This window comes from Acinetobacter sp. ANC 5054, assembly GCF_002135295.1.
In the GTDB taxonomy this organism is placed as follows: domain Bacteria; phylum Pseudomonadota; class Gammaproteobacteria; order Pseudomonadales; family Moraxellaceae; genus Acinetobacter.
In genome coordinates this window covers 41,862-64,113 of sequence record NZ_NEGG01000011.1, presented here as the reverse complement: position 1 = coordinate 64,113, position 22,252 = coordinate 41,862, and the positions used below count along the sequence as shown (strand labels likewise).

The window sequence follows — 22,252 nt, the reverse complement described above, 5'->3', positions numbered from 1 at the left end:
ATTTTAACTATAGCAGGACTTTACTTGGATGATTTGCTCTACAGCGACAATGAACGAGTCATTCATGCCACTGTAATTTAAAATGTAATAATATTTTCATTTTGCAGACACTTAGGCATATTTTTTTGCCATCACCACGCAGCTCACTACAGCAAGAGATATGGCAATCATCAAAAAGCTAATATGCTCATTCAATAAAACAGCGCAAAATACCAGTCCAATAAAAGGCTGTACCAATTGAATTTGCCCAATTTTAGCAATACCGCCTAAAGCTAAACCTTTGTACCAAAAAAAGAATCCAATGAGCATGCTGAAAAGAGAAACATAAGCCAGACCAATATAGGCAGAAGTTGGAACATGCTGAAAACTGCTTGGGAAATAGAGCCAGCAAAGTGGAAGCATCAATGGCAGCGCAATAATTAGCGCCCAGCAAATCACTTGCCATCCACCTAAAGTCTTTGAAAGCACGCCTCCTTCTGCGTAGCCCAATCCGCAAAGCAAAATAGCAATGATCATATATAGATCACCCAGCGAAATGCCGTTTAAACCTGATTGATGCAGCATAAAGAAAATCACCAAGGCGCTGCCAATACTTGCATACAGCCAAAATGCAGCATGGGGTACTTCCTTAGCACGCAACACTGCAAAAAATGCAGTTGCTAAAGGTAATAAGGCGACAAAAATGAGTGAGTGAGCCGCAGTTTCAGTTTGCAATGCCAATGCGGTAAATAAAGGAAAACCAATCACTACGCCAGCCGAAGTAATACATAAAGATTTAATCTGTTGCCCAGATGGTCGGGGCTGCTTTAAAACAATTAAGAGCAATAAAGCCAAGGCTGCGGCAATGCAAGCACGTGCACCGGTTAAAAACTCAGGGCTAAAACCTTGTACCGCTACACGGGTTGCAGGCATAGATCCTGCAAAAATCACTACGCCAATCAAGCCATTCAGCCAACCTTGCTGCGTTTTATTAAGATTAAATTGCATTTGAATTCCATCGATATGAAACTAAAGATCATTCAACAAATCTAAACCTTGAAATAGAAGAACAATAGATACAGTCCAATACAATTCAAAAGAACTGTTATGTATAAAAGTCCAATACAATTTGCATTAAAAATTGTATTTTCATAAGCTTTATAAAGTGAACACGCTGCGTCTAACAGATCATTGTGATGCCTTGAATATATAGTCAGCTAAGTATTTTTTTCAATCAACATTTTGATGACAAAAACTTTAGGGTTCATAACTTATAAGTCTTAGGAAAAATGGAAGCGACAATGACAAAAATTGAATGGGTCATGCAGCAAGTCAAAAGCCTCATTGAGCAGAAACAACTTGCTGAAGGTGGACGGGTTCCATCGGTGCGTCAATTTTCTCAGCAACTAGGCTGTTCAGTTTCCACCGTGGTTGAAGCCTATGCACGTCTTGTGAGCACAGGTATTTTGGAATCTAGAATTGGCGCGGGTTATTATGTCTGTAAAGCTTCTACGGCAGGCGCTCTATTGGCAGAGCATCCTATTAAATATAGCCGTGAAGTCGATCCGTTATGGATTTCGCGTCAATCTTTGGATGCGCATGAGGATATGCTGAAGCCCGGCTGCGGCTGGCTGCCTAAAGAATGGATGCCTGAGCAAAGCTTGCGGAAAGCCTTAAAAATGGCTGCAAAGTCCGACAGTTGTTTCTTGCTAGATTATTCGATACCGTATGGACATGCAGATTTAAGGCGCTATATTGCACGGAAACGTGAAATTTACGATGTCACACTAAACCTAAAACAAATATTAATCAGCGATTCCGCAACCCATTCTATTGATCTAATTTTTCGTCATTTATTAAAAGCGGGCGATACCGTAATTATTGACGATCCTTGTTATTTCAATTTCAGAGCTTTGATTAAGGAGCATGGCCTAAATTATATTGCCGTGCCATATGGAAAACATGGGCCAGATGTAGACGCTTTTAAACTGGCTTTGCAATTAAAACCCAAATTGTATTTGACCAATTCAGGCATTCACAACCCAACGGGTGCAGCGCTATCCATGCAAACCGCATTTGAAATCGCTAAATTGGCTGAACAAAGTGGTTTAACGATTATTGAAGATGATATTTTTGCAGATTTTGAATATTTGCATGCGCCGCGTTATTTAACTTTGCTTGGTCTAAAGCAAGTGATTCAAATCGGCAGTTTTACCAAAACGCTGTCAGCGGCAGTACGCTGTGGTTATATCATTGCGCAAGAAACACTGATTGATCAGCTCATTGATTTAAACATTGCGACCCACTTTAATACAAGCCATCTTAATGCTGAAATTATCTATCAAGCGTTGATGGATAGCAGTTATGTACGGCATATTGAATGGGTCAAAAAACAATTGCAAAAGCATATGACTGATACTGTTAAAAAGCTTGCGCTGCTTGGGATACATCCCGTCGTTATGCCTAAAGCGGGCATCTTCTTATGGTGTGAATTGCCTGCACATATAGATGCTGCCGAACTGTCCAAAATCTGTTTAGCCAAAGACGTCATTCTTGCACCGGGCAACTCATTCAGCCAAGCGAAAAATGCAGGACAGTTCATGCGTTTTAATGTGGCGCAGTGTATCGACAAAAAAGTCTTTGATATGTTGCAACAAAGTTTGAATGAGCTGCAATTGCAGGATGCTGTTTAAGGTTAAAAATATTGGTAGTCTTGACCTAAATTGATGACTGATACAAGTGGATGATTAGCCATCATATTCGACATAATCCCAAAGGTTTAATCGCGCTTTAATTTCTTTACGAATATTCGGCATTAGCGGCAATAATGTGCCATCAATCCATAAGCTGAGCGCTTGGGAAGACAATAGTTGTTGATCGACATCAATCAGCTGAGCACCTTTCACGACAACCAATGTTTCAGATACGGCGGCAGTTTCAATGCCTTTGAAAAGGACTTGCAGTTCATGTCCAGTATCTTGAATCAGCCATTCCAATTCAATTTGAATATTTTGATTAGACTTTAAAACGGCTTGACCTTCGATCATTTCACTATCGGCTAAACAGTCGTGATCTACACGTACCTTGGACAGTATCCATTCTTGGTGGCTTAAGTCTTCTAAAGTCTTAAATGGGGTTAAAATATCACTTAAATTAAACTGACGGCTTATATCAAAAAATTGCATTGAGGGGAGATCACGAGGCATAAATAAAGGGAGAGTATTGCACGAAGTATTTTAAGGCAATGCAATAGCACTGTAAAACCTTTGTACACATTGATCTTTTTTATGTATAAATGCTAGGCAGAACAGACTTGTGATGGAATCCATTATTTAACAAAAGAATCAGCCGTTAAAAACATGGCTTAAACACAGTTTAGAATGAAACACACCTATAAGAAATTTAAGGCATATAGGTCATTGATGAAATATAAGTAATTTGAAATATAAGTCATTTTAAATATAAAAAATTATGAGGAAGCAGAAGATGGCGCAAGAAATGTTTCAACACAGCGATAATGGAATTTCAGTGGAATTGCCCGATGTTCCAAGCCCGATTGATTTAAGAAATCCTGAAGATGCTTTGCAATGGGCTAATGAAGTCAATGTTAAACGCCCATGGCGTTATGAAATCTTTGATTTTTATGTAGAGCAAATTCTAAAACACTCTGCAAAGGTAACAGTGCTGGAACTGGGTTCGGGGCCGGGGTATTTGGCGAAGCATGTGTTGTCGCATTGTCCCCATATTAAATATACAGCCTTTGATTTTTCAGAGGCGATGCATGAGCTATCAAAAAGTAAGTTAATTACTTCTGAATTAGAGCGAGCAAAGTTTATTACAGGTGATTTCAAGCAAGCAGATTGGGCGAAGCAATTAAGAGCTCAAAGCATGCAGCAGACTTTTGATGTAATCGTCATTCATCAAGCGTTACATGAATTACGCCATAAACGTTATGCAACTGCATTTCATCAGGCAGTGAAAAGCTTAATGCATGAAGACAGCATCTATTTTGTTTGTGATCATATTTTTGCGCCAGATGCTCAGCAAAATAATCAGTTGTATATGTCTGTTGATGAGCACCTAACAGCATTTGAAATAGCAGAATTTAAAACAACGGAATTCATTCAAAACCTTAAAGGGTTGGCAGTATTTAAGGTTCAAATTGGATGAATCACTGTATGACAGATCATGAATAGAGGGTAAATTGAAAGACAAAATTCTAAAAAATACCAATATGTATAGATGATGTCATTACAAATACATTACATTAACCACTCAATAGGTAGATATGACACTGCATGCATCGCAAAGCGCTGAAAACGTGTGGTGTTCGGATCTGCATGCAATTCAACAGTTTTTCCATCCACCTTATGATCAAGCCAAATAATTTGGTTATTTTTATCCAGTTTTAATTCATAAGCGACTTGCGGCAAATAACGATCGAGTGAGTTTGAAATTTGATTTTGCAATTTTTCAGATTCAACCACTAAGCCGACTTCAGTATTTAAATTGGCAGAGCGCGGATCAAAATTGAATGAACCAATAAATACCATGCCATCTATATCGAAGAATTTGGCATGCAGACTAGAAGCATTTTTACCTTTTGCAGGAATCACACTGCCTGTCATGACCTCATACCACGTTCTTTTTTTGCGTTCTATATAGGGCTTAAACTCATAGAGTTTTATGCCGCTTTTGAGCAAATCTGTCCGGTATTTTTGGTAAAAGGCGTGTACAACAGCTACGTCATTGGCTGCTAGCGAGTTTGTCAAAACACGAACTTTTACCTGATTTTTGGCTAACTGAGTTAAATAGTCTGTACCACGTTGTGTCGGTACAAAATATGCTGACACTAGCTCTAAATGCTGTTTCGGTTCACCCATAAAGTGAATCATTTGATTATAAATCAGCTGTTCCTTTGTAGATTCACCACGGATTTTATTTGGACTGTCTGCGACAAAATGTGCTGCTGCCCAGTTAAATTCACGACTTTTCAAATCTTCATTTAATTGTTTTTGCACAAATTCAATTTTATTTTCGACGTTATTTTTTTGATTAGCATCCAGTTCATATTCTTCATTCAGCTGATTTAGACTTGCTTTGGAGCCATCACCTAGCAACTGCCGAACGTCATAACTGAGATTGTCATTCCAGAAATTTTGAAAAACCTCATTGGCATGGCTGACCGCAGTGCCATAAAACAGAATATCGAGATCGGTAAATTGAAAACTTTCACTGGCATCGAAGTATTCACGGCTAATGTTGCGTCCGCCAGTTACTGCAATTGCGCCATCAGCAATAATTAGCTTGTTATGCATACGGTGGTTAATATTTTTCAGCCGAAATGCATAATCAACAACTCTAAATTTTCGATATTTATAGGGATTGAATAACTTAATTTCAAAGTTGGGATGTGCCGCGAGTGCTTTGAGTGCTGGATCAAGCTGTGTGCCATTTTGATCATCAATTAACAAGCGAACTTTAACACCACGATCCGCTGCTTTGAGCAACTCATGTAGCATCATATGACCAATATAGTCGTCTTTCCAAATATAATATTGCAAATCAATATTATGCTGTGCTTTACGGATGACATGTACACGTGAGGCAATACTCAAAAAGGCATCATCTAAGGCCAAATAGCCTGTTAAACCTTGGGCGAGTTGCTCATCGACATTTTTGTCATTCAGCCAATGTTCTGTATGTGGTTTTACCGCGGATTCAGGCTTTGATGTATTCATAGGCAAACTGCACCCTGTAAGCATAAGCAACATTAAAGAAAATGAAACAGCTGGTATGGGTAAATGGATCTGCATATTTATTTTTAAGTTATCAAAACGTTATAAGTTCATATTATCACCATGTTAAAGGTTGAATCGAGTCATGGAAAGCGGTTACTGTAGATCATCTGTTAAACCTGCCAACATAGGATGTTTACTCAATGAAATCACGTGCAGCTGTCGCATTTGGGCCAGGCCAACCTTTAGAAATTGTCGAAATTGATGTTGCTCCACCCAAAGCAGGTGAAGTGCTGGTTAAAATCAGTCATACAGGTGTATGTCATACAGACTCATTTACTTTATCTGGCGATGATCCAGAAGGTGTATTCCCAGCAGTGCTTGGTCACGAAGGCGCAGGCATTGTGGTTGAAGTCGGTGAAGGCGTTACCAGTGTTAAGCCGGGCGATCATGTCATTCCTTTATATACTGCGGAATGTGGCGAATGCTTGTTCTGTAAATCTGGCAAAACCAACTTGTGCGTAGCTGTTCGTGCAACTCAAGGTAAAGGCTTGATGCCAGATGGCACCACGCGTTTTTCTTATAATGGTCAGCCGATTTATCACTACATGGGCTGTTCAACCTTCTCTGAATATACCGTGGTTGCTGAAGTGTCTTTGGCAAAAATTAATCCTGAAGCCAATCACGAACATGTGTGCTTATTGGGCTGCGGCGTAACAACGGGTCTTGGTGCCGTAAAAAATACAGCAAAAGTACAAGAAGGCGATACAGTTGCAGTCTTTGGCTTAGGCGGTATTGGTTTGGCTGTGGTGCAAGGCGCGAAAAAAGCCAAAGCGGGCCGTATCATTGCGGTGGATACCAATGCTGACAAATTCAAACTGGCAGAACAATTTGGCGCAACCGATTTTGTGAATCCAAAAGACCATGATCGTCCTGTACAGGAAGTGATTGTTGAAATGACAGGTTGGGGTGTAGACCATTCATTTGAATGTATTGGCAATACCAATGTCATGCGTTCAGCACTTGAATGTGCACATCGCGGTTGGGGCCAATCGGTGATTATTGGTGTAGCGGGTGCAGGCCAAGAAATTTCTACACGTCCGTTCCAGTTGGTGACAGGTCGTACTTGGAAAGGTACTGCTTTTGGTGGCGTAAAAGGCCGTTCTCAATTGCCAGGCATGGTCGAAGAAGCCATGACAGGTGAGATTCAGCTTGAACCATTTGTAACGCATACCATGGGCTTGGAAAAAATCAATGAAGCCTTTGATTTAATGCATGAAGGTAAATCTATTCGTTCAGTTGTACATTTTGAAGACTAAAGTCTACATCAGGCCAAAAAGTGAATATTTTTGGCCTGAACTATTTGATAATCATAAAAAATATAATAATCAAACAGCCTCCAGCCGTTTCTTAAGCGTATCACGCGGGCTTTCATAAAAGAAAAGCTTATAGTCTTTTGCAAAATGTCCTAAATGATTAAAACCATGTTCCAACGCTACTTCGGCAATATTACACGGCGCCATAAGCTGTATGGTTTGGTAAACATTTTTGAGACGGGTATGTTTTAAATACTGCATGGGTGAAAGCTGAAAATAACGTTTAAAGAGCGTATTTATTTTGGTTGCAGAGCTGCAGGAGAAATCACAAATATCCTGTAACGATATAGGCAGTTTAGAATTGTGCTGAATAAATTGTACCGCTTGCTGCAACTCTTTAGGCAACTGCTGACCTAAATGTGTATTTAATTGATCACTGTAATTATGCTTCTGAATAAACAGCAATTTTTTAATTAATAAGCTTTCCATCTCTTGATGAAAATATTGAAAATGCGCAATACCCATCTGATGAATATCACGAATAAAAAAATTCACCTGCTGCCACCACTGTGCAATTTCAGTACTCTCAATCTGCATTTGTGAGTCAAAAACGATTTCTTGCTCTATATACTGGCCTGTGAGCAGTTGCAGCGTTTGTTTCACTTTTTCTTTTGGAATAGCCAAATGCAATTTTCTGCAATCACCAGCAATATTCAGCTGCAGCTCTTCTTGAGGATTAACAACCAAAGCGACCTTTTGATTGGACACAATACTTTGTGAACCAGCAATTAACTGTTGTTCGCCAGACACAGGCAGACTCAAGCTATAGCAATGCAGTTTTTTTTCATTCACGATGGATACATCTGTACCGTATTGAATATATCCCAAAGATACGGAGTCTTTGGCTAAGCGAGCATATTCATGCTGAAAATTCAGATTCTGAGTTTTTTTAACGATCAGCTCATGGCTGCCGCAAATATGATTCATCCAATTTTGCGCATCCGACACCGCATATTGGTTTGAGACAGAAAGTTGATGCATGGCGTATTCCTTGCGCAGATCAATGTTGGCTTATTCAGCATCTAATGCCTTTTGCTGTGATTAGTCTAAATCAGGGTAGCTATAAATCAAAAATATCAAATAAGTATATGGGTATACCTTATAGGTGGACTGCATATTTGTGATATTTGGATATTTAGCTGTAAGAATTGGATAGAATGCACCAGCTTAAATTCATACCTTAAAGAAAAGCTTTAAGGAGTGAAGGAATGCAAAATACTCAAGTGATGGAACGTGATTGGAAATCATTTGTTCAGGACAATATTGATTTTCGCGAGAACGAAGGCGTATTTCGTGTCGGACGTTCAATATTTACCGAGCCAGAATTATTTGATTTGGAAATGGAATATATCTTCGAAAAATCGTGGATCTATGCCTGCCATGAAAGCGAAATTGCAAATCCCAATGATTTTATAACGGTACAGATTGGTCGTTATCCAATGATCATTACCCGTGATAAAGAAAAGCAGTTGCATGCCTTGTCCAATACTTGCTCGCACCGCGGTACAACATTAACCCGCGTGTATAAAGGCAATCAGTCGAGTTTTGTGTGTCCATTCCATGCATGGTGCTATAAAAATGACGGGAAATTACTTAAAGTCAAAGCGCCTGCAGAGTATTGCGATACTACTTTTGATAAATCGACTTTAGGCTTAAAAAAAGGCTTAGTTCAAAGCTATCGCGGCTTTGTATTTGTTAATTTAGATGTAAATTCACAGCAAAACCTAGAAGACTTTTTGGGTGATACCCGTAAATTTTTAGATATGATGATTGCCCAGTCGCCAACAGGTGAGCTGGAAGTGATTGAAGGCCGCTCTAAGTATGAGTTTGATGCCAACTGGAAACTTCAGAACGAAAATGGGCTAGATGGCTATCATGTCAGCACGGTGCACTATAACTATGTAGCTACCGTACAGCACCGCAAAACCATTGAAGATGAAAAAGGCATTAATAACAGCAAAACCTTGGATTACAGTAAATTAGGTGCGGGTGATACGCAAACGGATGATGGCTGGTTCAGTTTTAAAAATGGCCATAGCGTATTGTTCAGTGATATGCCAAATCCAGAAGTGCGCCCGGGCTATGGCAGTGTAATGCCGCGCTTACTCGAAGAATACGGTCACGAAACAGCGGAATGGATGATGCACCGCTTACGTAATCTAAATATCTATCCAAGCTTGTTCTTTATGGATCAGATCAGCTCACAACTGCGGATTATCCGCCCAGTAGCATGGAACAAAACGGAAATTATTTCTCAGTGCTTAGGGGTAAAAGGTGAGTCAGATGATGACCGTGAAAGCCGTATCCGCCAGTTTGAAGATTTCTTTAATGTTTCTGGCATGGGCACTCCAGACGATCTGGTGGAATTTAAAGAAGCGCAGCGCGGCTTTGAAGCACGTAATTCTAAATGGAATGATATTTCACGCGGCTTCCAAAGCTGGAACTACGGTGAAAGTAAAAACAGTAAAATTTTAAATATTCAGCCTCTGATTACCGGCACTGAAATTACCCAAGAAGGTTTGTATGTGAATCAACACCGTACTTGGCAATCGTTAATGCTGAAGGGTCTCGCAAATCGAAAAATCAGTGTGGTAGAGGAGTAATCACGATGTCTAATGCTGAATTGCACTATCAAATTAAACAGTTTTTATATGCCAATGCTCATAAATGTGACCAGAAAGATTGGAAAGGTTATATCGAAGATTTTTCTGAAGACATGATCTTTCATGTTCCGCAGTGGAAATCTGAACATGAATACACGACCAACCCAAAACGCGAAATGTCACTTATTTATTATGCAAACCGCGGCGGTTTAGAAGACCGAATTTTCCGAGTAGAAACAGAAAAATCATCTTCTGCATATCCTCTTCCGCGGACTTTGCATCAGCTTAGCAATATTCAAATTGTGAAGTCTGCTCAGGATGAAATTGAAGTCACAGCAGGTTGGGATACGTCGTATGTGCGCATGGAAAATGCCAACCGATTCTTTGGACATGTGAATTACAAAATCCGTAAAGAAGGTGACCAGTTTAAAATTTGCGCAAAGCAGGTCATTTTACTTAATGACAAAATTAATGCAGTTTTAGATTTTTATCATCTCTAAAACCTATCAGTTTAGCGAAAGCTAGCCCCTTAGCGTGAGATTGAGTTCCTTGCATGTCCTTCTTCGATCTCACGCTTCTCATTAAGCGCAATATAGAACAACTTTTTAAATGAAAATGAGATGTTCCAGGAGGGAACAATGCGTGAAATTAATGTGAACCAATTGATAGACAACTCAAAATTAACCGCCTTTCATTGGCGGGTCATTATTTTGAGTACACTTATTATTATTTTTGATGGTTACGACCTCGTAATTTACGGGGTTGCTTTGCCGCTGCTGATGAAAGAATGGGGAATTGATCCCGTTACGGCGGGTTTCATCGGCAGTGTAGCGCTCTTTGGTATGATGTTTGGTGCACTGATTTTCGGCACTATTGCCGATAAATTAGAACATTATGGTGTAAGCCGTAAGCGAGTAATTGCGGTATGTATTATCCTTTTCAGCTTATTTACTGTGCTCTGCGGATATGCAGAAACCCCGCAGCAATTTTCAATTTGCCGCTTTATTGCAGGGATTGGCATTGGAGGTGTAATGCCCAATGTAATTGCATTGGTAAGTGAGTATGCACCTAAAAAATATAAAAGTTTCTTCGTTACTTTAATGTTCAGTGGCTACGCAATTGGCGGTATGGCAGCGGCATTTTTAGGCTCGATTTTAGTGCCAGTCTATGGCTGGAAAATCATGTTTTTAATTGCGGGCATTCCTTTAGTGGTGCTGCTGCCTTTGATGAAAATATTGCCAGAGTCCATTGACTATTTGGTACGTCGTAAACAAATGCAGACCGTACAGAAGTTTTTAAGCAAAATGGAACCGACGTATCGCTATCAGGCAGGTGACGTTTTTGTTTTAAGCAGTGCCAACCAGCAAGCATCAAATGCACCAGTGAAAAAGATTTTTTCGGATGGACGAGCATTTAGTACATTGATGTTTTGGTGCTCAATTTTTATGACCTTAATCATGGTTTATGCCTTAGGCAATTGGCTGCCAAAATTGATGATAGAAGCGGGTTATAACTTATCTAAAAGCTTAATTTTCCTATTTTCTCTTAATGTAGGCGGTATGGTAGGGTCTATTTTAGGTGGATATCTAGCAGATCGTTATAACTTAAAATACGTATTGATGGTTATGCTCTTGATTGGCGCCGTATCGTTATCTTTGCTTTCATTCCAATTTAGCAGTGTTGTGCTGTACTTACTTATCGCTTGCGCAGGCGCTGCCTCTATTGGATCACAAATTATGCTTTTGGCTTATATGGCAAAATTTTATCCTGCCAATATTCGTACCACAGGTATTGGCTGGGGACTTGGAATGGGCCGTATAGGCGCAATTTTAGGACCAATTTTGACAGGCTGGCTTTTAGCCATGCAGCTGCCGCATGTTTATAATTTTCTAGCGCTGAGCATTCCTGCAGTATTGGGAATAATTACAGTATATTTGGTGCAGGATCGGAACATTGCAGCAGATGAAACTGCAGAAGATTCAAAAATAAAATATGAACAATTAACTGAATAATTATGCTCACTTAATCGTAAAAATACCAGTCTCAGATGACTGGTATTTTTGTTTGTTCCTGATTGGCAAATAATGCCAAATTGTCTGACAGAAAATGCAAATAAATTAAAAATGATAGATTCTGTCCTCTATTGATATAGAACAAAAAATAGCCATGCAATATCTTGGCATCACAATAATTAACACTTGTATATTATTTTTTACTATTCAAAAAACGAGGGTCTTATGCATACACGCGCAGAATATAAGCCGGAATGGATTCGTGAAGATTTTGTTGATTTTATTGCAGAAAAATTCGACTCAACCTGGGCATGGAAAAAAATTAAAGCTGAAATCAACAGTGTAAAACCATTAAGCACCGACTTTATTCAGTTGCAATTGCGCCCGAACCAAAATTTTAAATTAAAGACGTATTTACCCGGCCAAAGTGTATTGGTGACTGTGGTGATTGGTGGTGTACGCCAGCAGCGCAGTTATTCAATCGTGCAAGTTTCAGCGCAAGGAATGTTTAGCATTGCCGTGAAAAAGCAAGGTTTGGTGTCAAATGCTTTGACTGCACTGCCAGCGGGTTCGATTGTTGAAGTATCACAGCCGCAAGGTGACTTTACTTTAAAGCCATCTTCTCGCGATAGCTTATTGATTGCTTCTGGCAGTGGCATTACCGCGATTTATGCGCTTCTGCAAGATCATCAGAAGCTCTATCAGCATCCAGTTGATCTAATTTATTTTAGCCGTGATGATGCCTATGTGACTGAACTGAAAGCTTTGGCAACGCAATATCCAAATTTAAAACTGCACTTGATCAATACCACGCAGCAGAAGCAGCACTTAACAGCAGAGTTAATCAATGAATTGGTAACTGATTTTGCTGAGCGTGAATGCTATGCCTGCGGTGCATCTTCCATGATGCAAAGCGTGCAAAACTTATATCAGCAAGCAGAACGTACTGAGCAGTTGCATACTGAATATTTCCAGCTGGTCATTGATGAAACGCTTGAAAAACAGCCAGTGAAATTTATACTCGCGCAGCAAGATTTCCAAGCCAAAGGTAATTTACTCGAAAGTGCTGAACAAGCAGGTTTAAGGCCAGCGCATGGCTGCCGTATGGGTATATGCAATACCTGCTCATGCACCAAAGTCACAGGTTCGGTTAAAAACATTCTTACTGGTGAAATTGACAGCCAAAACAATTCGCAGATCAAACTGTGTATTTCACAAGCTATCAGCCCAGTCACCATTAATTTATAAACTTTTAAAGATACGTTAAAGGGGAGAAAAACAAATGAATAAACCCGTAAATTTTAATGTGAACAGTAAGTCGCAATATCTTAGCTCTGCCCAAGTAGAAGAATTTGGCGCAAAAGTTGAAGTCATCCGCCGTGAAATTATGGACAGCTTGGGCGAGCAAGATGCGAAATATATTTATAAAATTCGCAACTTTGTTCGCTATAGCGAAATCGCATCGCGCGGCATGTTGATGTTTGCTGGTTGGTTGCCGCCAGTTTGGCTTTTAGGTACGGGTCTGTTGGGTGTATCTAAAATTGTCGAAAATATGGAATTGGGTCATAACGTCATGCACGGTCAGTTTGATTGGCTGAATGATCCAAGCCTGAATGGCGCCAATTATGATTGGGACACTATGGCAACGGGCCCAGACTGGAAATATACCCATAACTATATTCACCATACCTATACCAATATTGTCGGTATGGATCATGATGTGGGCTATGGTTTGATTCGTGTCAGTGAAGCCCAAAAATGGGAACCGCGTTTCTTGTTTAATCTGCCATTGGCGGCACAGTTGATGCTGTTCTTTGAATGGTATGTCGGCGTACAAAACTTACATATTGAAGATGTTATTGCCTACAAAACCAAAACTTGGACAGAGGTGTGGAAAGACGCTGAACCAGTTCGTAAAAAAATGAAGCGCCAAGTGCTTAAAGATTATGTATTTTTTCCGCTCATTGCGGGGCCAAATGCAATTCCGGTATTTACGGGTAATGCTGTTGCCAATGTCATCCGAAGCCTATGGGCATCTGCTGTGATTTTTAACGGTCACTTTACTGAAGATGCTGAAAACTTTGAGATGGACAATACTGACAACGAAACCCGTGCAGAATGGTATCTACGTCAGATTCGTGGCTCAAGTAACTTCAGTGGCACGCAATGGCTACACATTTTGAGTGGTAATTTAAGCCATCAAATTGAACATCATTTGTTCCCAGATATGCCTGCCAACCGCTATGCAGAAGCGGCTCCTAAGATTCGCGCTTTATGTGCTGAATACGGTATTCATTATAACGAAGCCAGCTTTATGAAACAGTTTGGCAGTGTTTGGGTTAAAATTGCCAAGTGTTCATTGCCCAATGACTGGAAAGCTGAGACTAAGCACTATGCAGCGAAAGCCAAACAGCGTGTGCAATCGATGTTGGCAAGTAAATTTAACTTCTAAATGCTATTTCTGAATCTGTAGCATCTGCTAAAAAAAGATGATTGAAAATTAACAACTTGACGATAAAACCCAGCCTATGTGCTGGGTTTTATTTATCTCACATGCTAAAAAATGAAGCCAAAACTCACTTGGATGGACGAATCTTTTGCTAAAAAATCTAGATTCAATTTCCAAAGCTCCTTAGTTGTTAGGCATTAATTTTCAATACGAAAAGACTGTTCAATTCCACATTGTTGTACAAAGGCGGCATCATGCGAGACCAAAAGCACAGCACCAGTATATTGCCGAATGGCTTGTGCCAAAAGTTCACGTGATTCAATATCCAAGTGATTTTCAGGTTCATCTAACAACAGCAGCTCAATATTTTCAGGCCAACAATTTAAACCGAGCAGGGCTACTTTAAGTTTTTCTCCGCCGCTAAATTGACTCAGTGTCTGTTCTGACTTATCGCCACGTATCCGCAGCTGACCTAACTGATTTCGCCATTCTTCAGCTGAAATTGCGGTATTGAAGGTTGCTAAATTTTCTAAGACGGTTAACTGAGGATTTAAATCGCTGAAGGTTTGATCTAAATACAAGGTTTTCACGCCTAAAAAAATCTGTTCATTCAACGATTTTGTTGAGCCCGTTTCTTGCAATAGCTTTAATAGGGTCGATTTCCCAGTACCGTTATGACCTTGCAGATGAATTTTCTCTCCAGCATTTATAGCAAAACTGATTGGCTGAGCTGTGCCATGGGGCAGTTGCAGATTATTGATGCGTAAAATTTCTCCTGTTTTAACTGCTTGATGCTGAAAGTAAAACTGCTGCTGCTTCAAATGTTCTAATTGCATTTGGCTGCCACGCAGTTCAGTTTGTTTTTCCTGCATTTGCTTTTGTTGCTGCTTCTGCACACTAGATAAACTTTGACCCGCTTGTTCCTTTTTAAAATCCAACAATATGGGCGCTTGTGAGTTGCTGGCACGCAATTGTTTTCCACTGCGTTCACGTTTTTGCGCTTTCATTTGGGTTTCATGTTGTTTAACTTTAATCTGTTTTAACTCACGCTTTTGCTGATCTGTACGCCGTTCTAAGGCTTCATATTGCAGTGAATACTGCTGAACATAGTCTGCATAATTACCAGTAATATGCTGTAAGCCATGTTCATTTAAGGCATAAATATGTTGTACATGATCTAGCAAAGCACGGTCATGGCTAATAATTAAAGCACCAGCGGGGTGCGCTTTAAGGCAATCTATAAGCCAGTATCGAGATTCAGCATCCAAATGGTTGCTAGGCTCATCTAAAAGCAGATAATGGTCGGTTTTTAAGAATAAAGCACATAAAGCCAGCTTGGTTTTTTGACCCTCACTGAGCAAAGCAACAGGAAAATTTAAATCCTGTGGAAGCTTTGCCTGCGTCAATTGGGTTTGCCAGATTGCAGGTAACTGCCAATGGTGCTCAACCAAATCAAAATCTTCAAAGCTGCCAAGACCAGCGTCAATACGCTGAAAAGCCTGATGTAAATGTGCAACACCAAGCGCATCTGCGATGGTATCCGCTTCAATTCGCTGTAATTGAGACAAATAGGCATGGGGCATCTGCCAAGAAATCTTTCCCTCAAAAGGAAGTTTAGATGCTTCTTGAAAATGTAAAATCTGCATCAGTAGCGATTTTCCTAAGCCATTTCTGCCGATACAGGCTGAAATTTGTCGTGGCACTAAACTCAATTGCAATTCGCGAAACAAGGATTTACTGGAAAATTCTAAACTCAGCTGATGCACATTACAGGCAGTAACAGGAGATTGAAGTGAATTAGATTGCGGAAATAGGGGTTGGGTCATTTATGCGCCTCATACAATAGATTCATGCGCAAAATAGCGATTAAATATTCGTAGAATGATTTAAAAAAACGAATGAATTGAACTGCATGAAGCATGTAGGCGCTATTTTACACATCAAAAAATAAACATTGAAAATGATCTTGATGTTGAAACAGCACTTACTTCATTGGCAGATACTCGATAATAATCTAGAAGGGGTATGAGCTAGGAAGTGTATATAACGGTGATAAATTAATCAATCTATAAATATATTTTGCGTCAGGATCAGCTAAAATTTATTGGATGATTCCAACAGAAAAGATAAAAAAACTGTTGTCAAAGCCGACAATACAGCGTATTTTAATTTTCAGATACTTACTTTTTGATGATATCAAGATGTTAAAGCAACCATTAATCTCAAACGCTTACTATTATTTCTGGCAATTTAGATAGTTGCCTGAACGCGTTCGGGCAAAGAAAATGGTTGCCCACCAAGTTTATACCTGATCGGCAACCCTGATCAGGTTTTTTTATGTCTTGATTTTTATAAATATTTTGGAGATTTTTCATGTTAACACTACGCAATTCATATTTTAGCAACGGTTATTGGTTTTACTTTAGTCAATTTATGTCTAAAGCCTTGAAATCCCAAAGTCCCACAACGCTCAGATAAAAGATCGGACTGTATGTAGACAGTCCAAAGGAAGAAAACCAATGAATGCGCTAAATACTGCTTTACAACAAACAAAACCGAATGAAACTCACGCGACAGAAACGACCTTAAGCTTGCCGCATGAACTTAAACAGCAATTGTCATTGCCAGCACATTTGGCTGTGCAAATTTCAGAACATAGAACAACGATTCAAAATATTTTAGACGGTACTGATTCACGCTTAATGGTGATTACAGGCCCATGTTCGATTCATGATCCAGAGTCTGCACTTGAATACGCTAAAAAAATTAAACATTTACAAGAACAAGTGTCTGACCAAATTTTGCTTGTGATGCGCGCGTATATTGAAAAGCCACGTACAACTGTAGGCTGGAAAGGTTTCATGTATGACCCGAATTTAGATGGGTCTGGTGATATGCAATTAGGCCTCGAAAAATCTCGTGAACTCTACTTACAAATTATTGAAATGGGTTTACCAATTGCCTCAGAAATTCTAAGCCCAATGGCAACCGCTTATTTCGATGATTTATTGGCATGGGGTGCAATTGGCGCACGTACCAGCGAATCACAAATCCATCGTGAAATTTCAAGCCACATGCCATACAGCATTGGCTTCAAGAATGGTACAGACGGTTCAATCCAAATTGCACTGGATGCGATTCAATCTGCTTCAAATCCACATCAATTCATGGGCATGAGCCAAAGTGGTTTGCCAAGTATTCTATCTTCTAAAGGCAATCCTAAAGCGCATCTCATTTTACGTGGCTCAAATACGGGTCCTAATTATGACGTTGCTGAAATCGAAAAAATTAAAGCCAAAGTTAAAGGTGAATTACCGGCCTTAGTGATTGACTGTAGTCATGGTAATAGTCATAAAGACCCAATGAAGCAACCTGAAGTGTTACGTACGATTGTAAAGCAACGCATACAAACTCAAGTTCGTGGTGTTATGTTAGAAAGCCATTTAGTGGATGGCGCACAAAAAATCTCTTGCGAAATGAACTATGGTCAATCGGTTACAGATGGCTGTTTGGGTTGGGAAAAAACAGAAAAGCTTATTCAGCAAATTACAATTGATTTACGCGCTGAACAAATTAAACGGATTGCTTAAAATCAATAACGAATGACCTTACACCAGTAGCCTCAACCTCAAGAAAATAGGTTGGGGCTTTTTATTGTTCTTAATTTTTAAAATGGATACTGCTTAGTTTATTTAAAACGTGAATTGGCTCACATCAATTTTATTAATTATCAAATTATTCAGTATTTTAGATTTGAGACGACTTTATTTTTTATGCAAAATAGCCCTGACCTCATATAGGGCTAAACATGAAGCTCCCATATAGAGCTGTCAAAATAATTTGAAATTGGGGAAAGTTATGTACACTGCTGATCTGCTCGAAGAAGCACGCCGTTTTATGTTTCATATGTTGACCAAAGTGGTCGAATACGGTGGTTCAGATTTATTTATTACAGCAGATTTTCCTCCGAGTATTAAACATCAGGGTTTGATGAAACCCTTTGGACAACAAGCGCTAGATGCAAATAAGACCAAACTGTTTGCTTATAGTTTGATGAATGAAAAGCAACGTAAAGAATTTGAAACTGAGTTGGAATGTAACTTTGCGATTAGCGTGCCAAATGTTTCGCGGTTCCGAGTTAATGTGTTTCAACAACAACTACAAGTGGGCATGGTGATTCGTACTATTACTGCCGAAATTCCAAATTTTGAAAAACTTAGACTTCCTGAATCATTAAAACACGTGATTATGGAAAAGCGCGGTTTGGTTTTAGTTGTAGGCGGTACTGGTTCGGGTAAATCGACTTCTTTGGCGGCTTTGATTGATTATCGTAATGAACATAGTGCAGGGCATATCATCACAGTCGAAGACCCTGTGGAATATGTGCATAAACATAAAAAATCCATGATTACCCATCGTGAAGTGGGCGTCGATTGCCACTCTTGGCACAATGCGTTAAAGAATACATTGCGTCAGGCGCCAGATGTGATTTTGATTGGTGAGATCCGTGATACTGAAACCATGGAACATGCCATTGCCTTTGCAGAAACGGGGCATTTATGCCTAGGTACATTGCACTCTAACAATGCCAACCAAACTCTAGACCGAATCATTAACTTCTTCCCAGAAGAACGCCGCAATCAGCTCTTGATGGATTTATCCTCTAATATGAAAGCGATTATTTCACAGCGTCTGATTCGTACAGAAGATGGCAAAGGACGACGAGCTGCTGTTGAAATTATGTTGAATACGCCGTTAGTCTCTGACTTAATTCTAAAAGGTGATTTTCATGAGTTGAAAGCGATTATGGCTAAGTCACGTGAACTCGGCATGCAGACTTTTGACCAAGCGCTATTTGATTTATATAACGATGGTGCGATCTCTTATGAAGAAGCGCTACGTAATGCAGATTCTACCAATGAATTGCGCTTACAAATTAAACTGAAAAGTCCAAGAGCAAATGGAAGTGCTGTTGCAACCAATACACAAAGTTTGAGCATGGTTGCAGAAAAGGAACCTGAAGCTGAAGTGGCGGAAGTTGCTGAACAATAGGAACATGAAGTTCTAGATTGAATCAGGCTTACCAATGTAGGCCTGATTTTTATAAGGGCGTTAGGGAGAAATTTAATCCTTAAGCTGTTTTTTGTTGGCTTACTACGAAATGATAGTAAATGAGACTGATGCAGACCAAAACAGCACAGCAGATATACGCTGTAGAATAACCATAACCAGAAATAATTAGCCCTAAGACCATTGAACCAATCGCAATACCTAAATCATAGAAGGTGAAATAAGTCGATGTCGCATGCCCGATACGATGTTTAGGTGAGCGTTGTATAGAAATGGTTTGTAAGCAAGGTTGAGCCGAACCGAAACCTATGCCAATGAAAAAGGCAGCACACATAAAACCAATAACGCTGTCAATCTGACTTAAAACCAAAAGACCGATAGAAAATAAAATAAGGGCAGGGTAAACCACATAGCTTGGGCCTTTACGGTCATAAAGACGACCTGTAAACGGACGCAGGCTCATCATTGAAATTGCAAATACGGCAAAAAATAGACCCGCATAACTGAGTAGATGTTTAGACTCAGCAAAAGTCGAAATGAAAGACATAATGCTGGCATAGCAGAATGAAATCATCATTGCCATAACAGCAACGGGTAGTGCTTTAAACTCGATAAAGTCTTGAATAGAAAGTTTTTTTTGCGACTGTTCTGAAGATTCTTTCGCATTGTTTTGAAGCGGAATTAAAAAACAAAATATAAATCCGAGTACGACACAGCCCAGTAAAAGAGTCGAAATATGGGTAAAACTGGTATGTTGAATGAGGGTCAGTCCAATTAAAGGCCCAAGAACAATCCCTAAATTTACCGATACCAGAAAATAACCCATGCCTTCGCCCTTACGCTTTTCAGGAATAAAGGCATTCACAATTGGCACATTCACCGTGGTTAAAATACTAAACCAGATACCATGTAAAAAACGGATAATCATAAGTAGGGTGAGATTGTCTGCAAAAATATAGGTCAGGCAAAGCAGACAGAACATGCTTTCAGAAATATACAGGGCTTTTTTTGTGCCAATTTTTTCAATGATTAAAGCACTAAATGGACGTACTGCAATCGCTGAGGCCATGAATAAAGTCATAGCAAGGCCTGCTTGAGAAAGGCTGCCTCCCAAATCATTTACGATATATATCGGTAAAATCGTGGTGTGAGCAAAATAAAATATAAATAAAAATAAGTTATTGGCCAAACACAGAATAAAGGATTTATTCCATAGGGTTTCAGAATTGGGATTGGACATGTCACACCAGATCGAGCAGGGATTGCCAACGTTTTATTTACATGGTTTTTCATTGTTACGATATTGGGAGTGTATCGAGAGTAACAATTCAACGAGGGCATAAAAGTGTGTTTATTTTAGTCATAAAATGTAAAAAATAAAACAATATGAGAATATCTTTTTAATAAATTTATATTTTTACCAATAAAACAGCATAAATTATCAATAAAACTAAAGGGTGTTGCTCAATCGTAAAACTACGGCGCAAAAAAAACAGCGCGAACGCTGTTTTTTCTCAATGTGTATAATTAATTTTGAATTATAGGCCAGCTTCGTATTGTTCACTGCTTAACAGTGCGTCTACATCGGCAATGTTATCTGGCTTGATTTTATAAATCCAACCTTTGCTATAAGGTGCATCGTTGACAAAATCTGGATCATCTTCTAAGTCTGGATTCACTTCGACTACAGTACCTGAAACTGGCGCGTGAATATCAGAAGCTGTTTTTACTGATTCTACAACACCTGCTTGTTCGCCAGCAGTGATGTGTTGACCGACTTCAGGCGCTTCTACATAAACCAAGTCGCCTAAAGCATCTTGTGCGTGATCAGAAATACCTGTAACAACGAGGTCACCTTCAATGCGTACCCACTCATGTGTAGTTGCATACTTCAAATCTGAAGGATGATTCATTGATAACTCCTTAAATCAATTAAATTCATTTTTGGCATGAGTTATACATGCTTTTTGGTTAAAACAAAAGACTTATAAGTATGGATCTTTACGCCAATTGCTTGGGCTGCGACCACTCCAACGTTTAAATGCTCGACTAAAATTTGCAACGTCGCTATAACCTAGTTCATCGGCAATTTGTTCTAAGGTAAAGTCAGTTCTAGACAATAATGAAGTTGCGTGTCGATATCGAACTTCATCAACCAAGGTTGAAAATGAAGTACCTTCAGCTGCAAGTTGACGCTTCAGGGTGCGATCTGACATATGTAGGCGTTCAGCTACACTTTCAATGCTTAAATAATGCTGTTCCGAATTGGTCAAAATATCACGGACTCGCATTGCGATACGATGTCGTTCACCTAAAGCGGAAAGTTCGGCTTCACATTGGTTAATTGCAATTTGACTGGCAATCGGATCGGCATGGACCAATTTATTGCCGAGATACTGTTTGTCGAAACTTAAAAGCAAATGTGGTTGATCAAAACGGAACTGATGACGTGGATATTTTGCTATGAAACGTTCGAAGCCATCTGGCTGTGGAAAATCAAAATCAATTTCACCCGCTGAATAATCCACTCCTGTTATGGCTTTTCCCATACTAATCATGCCAAAAATTAGGGCGATAGATATTTCAGTCCGTAAAGGTTCTAAGGTGACATCCGTTTGTAGTTGAATGGTCGCTTTACTGCCAAAAGTAGAAAAAAATAATTGTAAAAATGGCATGCGAAGCTGAATGAAGCGATTGGCCAAGACTAATGCATCAGTAATGTCTTTGGCGGTCATAATGGCATAACCAATAAAACCATGAATTGAAATGCGCATCTGGTTACCGAGGTGGAAACCAAGCGTGGGTTCGCCGGTCAAACGTAAAGCATGTTCAACCAATTGATTAGCGATAGGCGTTGGAATTCTAAATTCGGGCTCTGCGAGTTGTTCGCTATTCAGTCCAAATGGGCTAAATAAAGTTTCAGCAGTATAACCCCAACGTGAGACAACATCTAAAAGGAGTAGTCCATAGACTCCCGGAATACCCTGATCCTGACGGGGATTAATTGTTTTCATAGCCTTCCGTT

The 22,252-nt window shown here is 39.5% G+C and carries 18 protein-coding genes; 10 read left to right on the top strand and 8 right to left on the bottom strand.

Annotation, left to right across the window (positions count from 1 at the left end; translation table 11 throughout):
* Nucleotides 1–111 precede the first annotated feature (111 nt).
* Nucleotides 112–987, bottom strand: a complete 876-nt coding sequence (locus B9T33_RS11805; RefSeq protein ID WP_086179102.1) for a DMT family transporter — start codon at nt 985–987, stop codon at nt 112–114.
* Nucleotides 988–1,280: 293 nt separating this feature from the next.
* On the opposite strand from B9T33_RS11805, the gene B9T33_RS11800 reads away from it, so the two are divergent.
* Nucleotides 1,281–2,672: a PLP-dependent aminotransferase family protein gene (locus B9T33_RS11800; RefSeq protein WP_086179185.1), complete on the top strand. Its 1,392-nt coding sequence runs from the start codon at nt 1,281–1,283 to the stop codon at nt 2,670–2,672.
* A gap of 54 nt (nt 2,673–2,726) precedes the next feature.
* Here B9T33_RS11800 and B9T33_RS11795 read toward each other — a convergent pair whose 3' ends face one another.
* Nucleotides 2,727–3,164, bottom strand: a complete 438-nt coding sequence (locus B9T33_RS11795) for a hypothetical protein (protein ID WP_086179184.1) — start codon at nt 3,162–3,164, stop codon at nt 2,727–2,729.
* A 301-nt stretch (nt 3,165–3,465) separates the two neighbouring features.
* Between B9T33_RS11795 and B9T33_RS11790 the strand changes: the two genes are divergently transcribed.
* On the top strand, nt 3,466–4,149 hold the full coding sequence (locus B9T33_RS11790) for a class I SAM-dependent methyltransferase (protein WP_416202597.1): 684 nt from the start codon (nt 3,466–3,468) through the stop codon (nt 4,147–4,149).
* 92 nt (nt 4,150–4,241) lie between these two features.
* Here the strand turns inward: B9T33_RS11790 and B9T33_RS11785 are convergent, their stop codons facing one another.
* On the bottom strand, nt 4,242–5,795 hold the full coding sequence (locus tag B9T33_RS11785) for a phospholipase D family protein (protein WP_213033198.1): 1,554 nt from the start codon (nt 5,793–5,795) through the stop codon (nt 4,242–4,244).
* A gap of 125 nt (nt 5,796–5,920) precedes the next feature.
* On the opposite strand from B9T33_RS11785, the gene B9T33_RS11780 reads away from it, so the two are divergent.
* Nucleotides 5,921–7,036: an S-(hydroxymethyl)glutathione dehydrogenase/class III alcohol dehydrogenase gene (locus B9T33_RS11780; RefSeq protein WP_086179100.1), complete on the top strand. Its 1,116-nt coding sequence runs from the start codon at nt 5,921–5,923 to the stop codon at nt 7,034–7,036.
* A 69-nt stretch (nt 7,037–7,105) separates the two neighbouring features.
* Here B9T33_RS11780 and B9T33_RS11775 read toward each other — a convergent pair whose 3' ends face one another.
* Nucleotides 7,106–8,074: an AraC family transcriptional regulator gene (locus tag B9T33_RS11775; RefSeq protein ID WP_086179099.1), complete on the bottom strand. Its 969-nt coding sequence runs from the start codon at nt 8,072–8,074 to the stop codon at nt 7,106–7,108.
* Between the two features lie 245 nt (nt 8,075–8,319).
* Between B9T33_RS11775 and antA the strand changes: the two genes are divergently transcribed.
* The 5 genes from antA (at nt 8,320) to B9T33_RS11750 (ending at nt 14,160) form a co-directional block, all read left to right on the top strand.
* Complete coding sequence (gene antA, locus B9T33_RS11770; RefSeq protein ID WP_416202599.1) at nt 8,320–9,696, top strand: anthranilate 1,2-dioxygenase large subunit; 1,377 nt, start codon at nt 8,320–8,322, stop codon at nt 9,694–9,696.
* Between the two features lie 5 nt (nt 9,697–9,701).
* The gene (locus B9T33_RS11765; RefSeq protein WP_086179097.1) at nt 9,702–10,196 is read left to right on the top strand and encodes an aromatic-ring-hydroxylating dioxygenase subunit beta; all 495 of its coding nucleotides are present in this window, start codon (nt 9,702–9,704) and stop codon (nt 10,194–10,196) included.
* Nucleotides 10,197–10,334: 138 nt separating this feature from the next.
* Complete coding sequence (locus B9T33_RS11760) at nt 10,335–11,708, top strand: MFS transporter (RefSeq protein WP_086179096.1); 1,374 nt, start codon at nt 10,335–10,337, stop codon at nt 11,706–11,708.
* A 225-nt stretch (nt 11,709–11,933) separates the two neighbouring features.
* Nucleotides 11,934–12,956, top strand: a complete 1,023-nt coding sequence (locus tag B9T33_RS11755; RefSeq protein WP_086179095.1) for a ferredoxin reductase — start codon at nt 11,934–11,936, stop codon at nt 12,954–12,956.
* A 34-nt stretch (nt 12,957–12,990) separates the two neighbouring features.
* Complete coding sequence (locus tag B9T33_RS11750; RefSeq protein ID WP_086179094.1) at nt 12,991–14,160, top strand: fatty acid desaturase family protein; 1,170 nt, start codon at nt 12,991–12,993, stop codon at nt 14,158–14,160.
* 194 nt (nt 14,161–14,354) lie between these two features.
* Here the strand turns inward: B9T33_RS11750 and B9T33_RS11745 are convergent, their stop codons facing one another.
* Nucleotides 14,355–15,983, bottom strand: a complete 1,629-nt coding sequence (locus B9T33_RS11745; protein ID WP_086179093.1) for an ATP-binding cassette domain-containing protein — start codon at nt 15,981–15,983, stop codon at nt 14,355–14,357.
* Nucleotides 15,984–16,676: 693 nt separating this feature from the next.
* On the opposite strand from B9T33_RS11745, the gene B9T33_RS11740 reads away from it, so the two are divergent.
* Both B9T33_RS11740 and B9T33_RS11735 read left to right on the top strand, forming a co-directional pair.
* Complete coding sequence (locus tag B9T33_RS11740) at nt 16,677–17,747, top strand: 3-deoxy-7-phosphoheptulonate synthase (protein ID WP_086179092.1); 1,071 nt, start codon at nt 16,677–16,679, stop codon at nt 17,745–17,747.
* A gap of 268 nt (nt 17,748–18,015) precedes the next feature.
* Entirely contained in the window at nt 18,016–19,209 is a 1,194-nt protein-coding gene (locus B9T33_RS11735; RefSeq protein ID WP_086179091.1) for a PilT/PilU family type 4a pilus ATPase, read from the top strand.
* 79 nt (nt 19,210–19,288) lie between these two features.
* Here the strand turns inward: B9T33_RS11735 and B9T33_RS11730 are convergent, their stop codons facing one another.
* From B9T33_RS11730 to B9T33_RS11720, 3 genes are all read right to left on the bottom strand, one after another.
* Nucleotides 19,289–20,467 (bottom strand): MFS transporter, encoded by a 1,179-nt coding sequence (locus B9T33_RS11730; RefSeq protein WP_086179090.1) that lies wholly within the window; start codon nt 20,465–20,467, stop codon nt 19,289–19,291.
* A 298-nt stretch (nt 20,468–20,765) separates the two neighbouring features.
* A complete protein-coding gene (gcvH, locus tag B9T33_RS11725; protein ID WP_086179089.1) occupies nt 20,766–21,140 on the bottom strand; it encodes a glycine cleavage system protein GcvH in 375 nt (124 codons plus the stop codon).
* Between the two features lie 72 nt (nt 21,141–21,212).
* Complete coding sequence (locus B9T33_RS11720; protein ID WP_086179088.1) at nt 21,213–22,241, bottom strand: AraC family transcriptional regulator; 1,029 nt, start codon at nt 22,239–22,241, stop codon at nt 21,213–21,215.
* Between the last annotated feature and the right edge of the window lie 11 nt (nt 22,242–22,252).